The 6,802-nt window shown below is 70.9% G+C and carries 3 protein-coding genes; 1 reads left to right on the top strand and 2 read right to left on the bottom strand.

Going from position 1 to position 6,802, the window contains the following annotated elements; all coding sequences use genetic code 11:
• The first annotated feature begins 585 nt into the window (after window positions 1-585).
• Window positions 586-3,576, top strand: a complete 2,991-nt coding sequence (locus JR065_RS21215; RefSeq protein ID WP_206236504.1) for a TonB-dependent receptor — start codon at window positions 586-588, stop codon at window positions 3,574-3,576.
• A 171-nt stretch (window positions 3,577-3,747) separates the two neighbouring features.
• Here JR065_RS21215 and tsaB read toward each other — a convergent pair whose 3' ends face one another.
• Together tsaB and JR065_RS21205 are read right to left on the bottom strand one after the other, a co-directional pair.
• The gene (gene tsaB / locus JR065_RS21210; protein ID WP_206236503.1) at window positions 3,748-4,449 is read right to left on the bottom strand and encodes a tRNA (adenosine(37)-N6)-threonylcarbamoyltransferase complex dimerization subunit type 1 TsaB; all 702 of its coding nucleotides are present in this window, start codon (window positions 4,447-4,449) and stop codon (window positions 3,748-3,750) included.
• 176 nt (window positions 4,450-4,625) lie between these two features.
• A complete protein-coding gene (locus JR065_RS21205) occupies window positions 4,626-6,722 on the bottom strand; it encodes an ATP-dependent DNA helicase (RefSeq protein ID WP_241093833.1) in 2,097 nt (698 codons plus the stop codon).
• Between the last annotated feature and the right edge of the window lie 80 nt (window positions 6,723-6,802).

Here is a 6,802-nt window from a genome sequence, read left to right as displayed (position 1 = left end):
AGCCCGCTCTAGCCCCTCTCCCTCCGGGAGAGGGGTTGGGGTGAGGGCACGCCGGCACGGATCGCCTGCCAGCACCCAACCACCCGAGGCTTCGCCCGTACCCTCATCCGCCCCTTCGGGGCACCTTCTTAGCTGCGGACAGTCACCGCCGTGGTGGGACAGTCGCCACGTGGTGGTGCGCAGCAATCGCCAAACGCAGCGCGCCGAATCCGCTCTAGCCCCTCTCCCTCCGGGAGAGGGGGTGGGGTGAGGGTACGCCGGCACGGATCGCCTGCCGGCACCGAACGCCCGAGGCTTCGCCCGTACCCTCATCCGCCCCTTCGGGGCACCTTCTCCCGCAGGGAGAAGGGAGGGCTCGCTGGCTGCGGCCACGCTGCATAGGCGCGACGTGCACTTCGACGTACACCCATGGCGGCGGCGGAGATAACGATTGGTGCCGCCAACATAACGAGCCGGCATTTCTGAATAGGCATCGTCACAAGGTTAATGGCGGCAGGGAACGTTACCGCGCAGACCGCATCGCTTAAGGACGAGTGGATCGGAGACGGCGCGGCGTCCCGCCCCCACCACCCGAGCCGCCTTCCCATGACAAAACCCCTTTCCCTTCGCCGGCCTGCCCTGCTCGCGCTGGCGCTCAGCGCCGCCCTCGCCGCGCCCCCCGTCCTGGCCCAGTCCACCACCGGCGCGGTCGCCGGCCAGGCGCCGGCCAATGCGCAACGCGTGCAGGTCCGCAGCGACAGCGGCCTCAGCCGCGAAGTCGCGGTCGACGCGCGCGGCCGCTACAGCATCGGCCAGCTGCCGCTGGGCACCTACACCATCGTCGCCAGGGGCGCCGACGACACCGTGCTCGGCAGCCGCGAAGGCGTGGGCCTGACCGTCGGCGCGGTCACCGACGTCTCCTTCGCCGCGGTCACCAGCCTGACCGGGGTCAACGTCAGCGCCGACCGCGCCGCCGCGGCGATCGACGTCAGCAGCGTCGACTCGCGCACCGTGATCAATGCCGAACAGCTGCAGCGGCTGCCGTTGGGACGCTCGGCCGAAGCGATCGCGCAACTGGCGCCGGGCGTGGCCGGCAACAGCGGCAGCGGCACCTACACCGGGCCGACCGGCGCGCAGCTGCTCAGCTTCGGCGGCTCGTCGGCCGCGGAGAACGCCTATTACATCAACGGCTTCAACACCACCGATCCGCTGCGCGGGCTGGGCGGGCTTACCCTGCCCTACGGCAGCATCGACCAGTTGGAGGTCTACACCGGCGGCTACAGCGCCAAGTACGGGCGCTCCGACGGCGGCGTGATCAACGCGGTCGGCAAGCGCGGCAGCAACGAGTGGCATTTCGGCGGCCAGGCGACCTGGGAACCGGACGGCCTGCGCGCCTCGCAGAACGACGTCTACGCGCCCGGCGACGGCGCGCTGTACCGGCCGGATAGCGAGAGCAGCGCCACGCTCAGCACGCAGAGCCTGTACGCGGGCGGTCCGCTGATCCAGGACAGGCTGTTCTTCTTCGGCTCCTACGAACTGCAGCGCCAGGACGGCGGCAGGTTCTACGGCTCGCGGGAGAACAACACCGGCTACTACGACTACGACTACCGCCGGCCGAGCTGGTACGCCAAGCTCGATTGGAACATCAGCGACAACCAGTTGCTGGAGATCACCGGCGCCTCCAGCCGCTACGCCACCCGCGGCAGCTACTACGACTACAGCGGCTACGACATCGGCGCCCGCCGCGGCAGCGCCGACACCACCAAGACCGGCGGCGACCTGTGGACCGCCAAGTACACCGGCTACCTCACCGACCGCCTGACCTTCAGCGCCCAGTACGGCAAGCAGCGCACCGACGACTACGTCGGCAACCCCAGCTACACCGGCGCACTGACCTACGTCGACGACGCCGCGTTCCAGAACCCCGCCTACACCGGCGGCACCCCGATCACCAACGCGCAGACCACCTCGCTGCTGGTGGATCCGGACCGCGGCAACCGCACCGACAACCTGCGACTGGACCTGAACTACGTCATTGGCGAGCACAGCATCACCGTCGGCATCGACAACCAGAACGCGCGCGCGCTCAACCGCGGTTCGGTGGCCTCGGCCGACGGCTACTACTGGATCTACGGCCAGTCCAACCCGAACGTGCCGATCAACACCGGCCTCGGCGTGCCGGCCACCGGCGGCTATGCCAATGGCGAGGACGGCTACTACGTGCGCCGGTACATCTACAGCGCGCTGGCCTCGGTCCGCGCGGCGCAGCGCGCGCAGTACATCGAGGACAACTGGCAGGTGAGCGAGCGCTTCCTGCTCAGCCTCGGCCTGCGCCTGGACCAGTTCACCAACTACAACCGCGACGGCGACGCCTACATCAAGCAGACCAGCGGCCAGTGGGCGCCGCGCCTGGGCTTCAGTTGGGACGTCGACGGCGACGCGCGCTTCAAGGTGTACGGCAACGCCGGCCGCTACTACCTGGCGCTGCCGCTCAACCCGGCGTTCAACGCCGCCGGCGCGACGCTGGCGACCTCGACCTACTACACCTACGGCGGCATCGACGGCAACGGCTACCCGACCGACCTGACCCAGATCTCCGACGCGGTCTCCTCCAACAACAACTACGGCATCCTGCCCGATCCGAAGACCGTGGCCACGCAGGGCATCAAGCCCTCGTTCCAGGACGAGTTCATCCTCGGCTTCACCAAGGCCTGGGGCGACAGCTGGGTGTACGGCGCCAAGGCCACCTACCGCGTCCTGCGCAGCGGCGTGGACGACTACTGCGACAGCGACACCGTATTCGCCGCCGCGGCGGCGCAAGGGCACGCGGTGACCCTGGCCAGCAATCCGGTCAGCTGCTGGCTGATCAACCCGGGCAAGTCCAACACCTTCACCCTGGTGGACACGGCGGGCAACTACGTCAGCGTGCCGCTGAGCAACGCCGAGCTCGGTTTCCCCAAGTTCAAGCGCAACTACTACGGGCTCAACCTGTCGCTGGAGCATCCGTTCGACCAGCGCTGGTACGGCCGCGTCGATTACACCTGGTCGCGCAGCTACGGCACCACCGAGGGCCAGCTGCTGTCGGGCATCGGCCAGACCGCCGTCTCCACCACCCAGGCCTGGGACTTCGCCCAGCTGATGGAGCACACCAACGGCCCGCAGAGCAACGACCACACCCACCAGTTCAAGTTCTACGGCTACTACCAGTTCACGCCCGAATGGCTGGTGTCGGCCAACCTCAAGGTGGCGTCCGGCACGCCGTTCAGCGCGCTCGGCTCGTACGGCGCCGACCAGAGCGATCCGTCCGGCTACGGCATCGCCTACCACTACTACGACGGCCAGGCGGCGCCTCCGGGCAGCCAGGGCCGCCTGCCTTGGCTGAAGCAGCTCGACCTCGGCGTGTCGTGGCGGCCGGCGTACGCCGACCACAAGCTGGCCTTCACCCTGGACGTGTTCAACGCATTCAACGGCCAGGCCACGCTGTGGAAGTACCCGTATTCGGAAACGGACCCGGGCAACAGCGATCCGGTGTATGGCGCGGCGTTGCTGCGCCAGGCGCCGCGCTCGGTGCGGCTGAGCGTCAGCTACGACTATTGACCGCCGCCGCATCCCGGGCGCCGGCCAGGGACCCCGGCGCGCCTGCACGTGCTCACGTGGATACGCCTGCGCGTGCAGCGATCAGCCAGCGCTGACGCTGCACGCGGCGACTGCACGCACCAGGCCCGGCAGGGCAGGCACGGAAGGCCGCCTGTGCGGCCGCATCCGCGCTCACCGCGCGGCGCGCTGCGCCTGCTGCTCGGCCAGGGTCAGCGCGACGTTGTCGCGCAGGTAGGCCGGTTCGGCGCGTTCGGGCGCGATCGCTTCGCCGCGCGCGTGCGCGGCCAGCGCCAGGGTCAGCACGTCCGCCGCATGCGGCAAGGCCTGCGCGTCGATACCCTGCAACTGCGCGGCCAGGCGCCGCTGCAGGCTGCCGTCGATCGCCGCCAGGCCGGTGCCGACGCCATGCCAGCGCGCGTCCGAATCAGGCAGCACGAACGCGTCCGGCGCCAGCACCCGCTCCGGCGTGAGCGCATGCAGGCCGTCGGCGTCGCGCGCATAGGCCGCCGCGTAGATCTCGCCCATCCGCGCGTCGATCGCGGCGAGCACGCGCGGCGCGTCGCCGGGCGCGCGCAGGGCCAGCGCGTGCAGGGTGGAGACCGGCAGCACCGGCAGGTCCAGCGCCAGGGCGATGCCCTGCGCCAGCGCGATCGCCAGGCGCACCCCGGTGAACGCGCCGGGACCGCGGCCGAACGCGACCGCGTCGAGCTGGCTGCGGGCGATGCCGGCCTCGGCCAGCAACTGCTCGGCCCACGGCAACGCCAGCTCGGCATGCCGCCGCGGCGCCAGTTCGAAGCGCTCGCGCACCTCGCCATCGACATGCACGGCGACGGACAGGGCTTCTGTGGCGGTTTCGAAGGCGAGGATGTTCATGGGGAGCCGGGACCGGGGACCGGGGACCAGGGACCCGGAAGGGCGGAAAGCTTAATTCATTGAAGCTGGCACGGGGACCCGGGACCCGGGACCGGGGACCGGGCCCCGAAGCGCGAAACATGCCGCTTCGTTGCCACGGCGCCGGCACGCTGTAACACCGATGGTCATGCGCACCCTCAAACCCCAGCCAACCGCTTGTCCGGGTCCCCGGTTCCTGGTCCCTGGTCCCGCATCGGGTCCCCGGTCCCCGGTCCCTGGTCCCGCATCGGGTCCCCGGTCCCTGGTCCCCGGTCCCGCATCGGGTCCCCGGTCCCCGGTCCCTGGTCCCGGCCTCCAAAAAACGCCCGCACGTCCTCCACATCCCGCGTCCGCGCGAACGGCGGCAGCGACTCCAGAAACACCCGCCCGTAGGACTTGGACAGCAGCCGCGGATCGCACAGCACTAGCACGCCGCGGTCGGTCTCGCTGCGGATCAGCCGGCCCACGCCCTGCTTGAGCGCGATCACCGCCTGCGGCAACTGCTCGTCGCGGAACGGATTGCCGCCGTCGCGGCGGATCGCGTCCAGCCGCGCCTCGAACACCGGGTCGTCCGGCGCGGCGAACGGCAGCTTGTCGATCACCACCACGCTCAGCGCATCGCCGACCACGTCCACGCCTTCGCGGAAGCTGGCCGAGCCGAGCAGCACGCCGTTGCCGGAGTCGCGGAAGCGCTGCAGCAGCGTCGCGCGCGGCGCTTCGCCCTGCACGAACAGCGGCCACGGCGCATCGCGCAGCGCTTCGGCCGCCTCGCGCAACGCGCGGTGCGAGGCGAACAGCAGGAACGCGCGGCCCTGCGACGCCTCGAGCACCGGATGCAATGCGGCGATCAGCGCGGTGCCGAACCCGCGCGCGTTCGGGTCGGGCAGCGCCGGCAGGTAGCACAGCGCCTGGCGCGCCCATTCGAACGGGCTCGGTTGCAGCAGGGTCATCGGGTCGCTCAGGCCCAGGCGGGTGGCGATGTGCTCGAAGTCGCCGTTCACCGCCAGCGTGGCCGAGGTGAACACCCACGCCGCGTGCGATTTCTCGCGGTGCTCGCGCAGCGGCCCGGACACGTCCAGCGGGGTGCGCTGGCAGCGGAAGCCGCGCGCGGTCAGTTCGTACCACAGCACGTCGGTGGACGGCGGCGCCGGCTCGGCGTCGAAGTCCGCCACCGGCTCGTCGTCGCCGAGCCAACGGCCCAGCCGGCCGGCCACGTCCTGTGCGCGCGCCGCGCAGCCATCGAAGCCGGGCGAGGCCTCGCGCAGCGGCGCCAGGCTGGCCTGCAGCCGTGCCAGTTCGGCCAGCAGCGCATCGAAGCCGTCGCGCACCTGCGGCTTGGCCAGCAAACGCCATTGCGTGCCGCGGGTGGGCAGCCCTTCCATCGCCGCGCGCAGTTCGCGCAAGGCCTGCTCCAGCGCCTGCACAGGCGCCTGCACGCTGGCCAGCGCGCCGGCCACGTGGCGGCTCTCGGCCATGCAGTCGCGCGCCAGTTCCTGCAGCGGGCGCATGCCGAAACTCTCGCCGAAGAAACTGGCCGCCAGTTCCGGCAGCTGGTGCGCCTCGTCGATGACGAAGGCCTGCGCGCCGGGCAGGATCTCGCCGAAGCCCTCCTGCTTGAGCGCCAGGTCGGCCAGCAGCAGGTGGTGGTTGACCACCACCACGTCCGCCGCCTGCGCGCGCTGCCGCGCCTGCACCACGAAGCACTCGCCCCAGAACGGGCATTCGGTGCCCAGGCAGTTGTCCGCGGTGGAGGTGACCAGCGGCAGCAGCGGCGAATCGTCCGGCAGCGCGTCGAGCTCGGCGATGTCGCCGAAGCGGGTGCGCCCGCCCCAGGCGACGATGCGCTGGAACTGGCCGATCTGCTCGCGCGAGGTGAGCCGCGGTTCGCCCTTGGCCTGTTCCAGCCGGTACTTGCACAGGTAGTTGGCGCGTCCCTTCAGCAGCGCGCTGTTGAGCCCCACGCCCAGCGCGGCGCGCACCCGCGGCAGGTCGCGATGGTAGAGCTGGTCCTGCAGCGCGCGGGTGCCGGTGGAGACGATGGTCTTCAATCCCGACAGCAGCGCCGGCACCAGGTAGGCGTAGGTCTTGCCGGTGCCGGTCCCCGCCTCGGCCAGCAGCACGTCGCGCTGCTCGAACGCATCGGCGATCGCCGCGGTCAGCCGAAGCTGCGCGGCGCGCGGCACGAACGCGTCGAGCTGGCTGGCGAGCGCGCCGCCTTCGCTGAGCGCTTCGGTGCTGGCGTGGCTGAGGGACATTCGGGGGACTCGGGACTCGGGACTCGGGACTCGGGACTCGGGACTCGGGACTCGGGACTCGGGACTCGGGACTCGGGACT

The organism is Xanthomonas sp., from assembly GCF_017163755.1.
Classification (GTDB): Bacteria; Pseudomonadota; Gammaproteobacteria; order Xanthomonadales; family Xanthomonadaceae; genus Xanthomonas_A.
This window is presented reverse-complemented; position numbering and strand designations above follow the sequence as displayed.

Coding starts and splice junctions, on each gene's coding strand:
- JR065_RS21215 (WP_206236504.1), top strand. CDS start 586: ATGACAAAACCCCTTTCCCTTCGCCGGCCTGCCCTGCTCGCGCTGGCG.
- tsaB (WP_206236503.1), bottom strand. CDS start 4,449: ATGAACATCCTCGCCTTCGAAACCGCCACAGAAGCCCTGTCCGTCGCC.
- JR065_RS21205 (WP_241093833.1), bottom strand. CDS start 6,722: ATGTCCCTCAGCCACGCCAGCACCGAAGCGCTCAGCGAAGGCGGCGCG.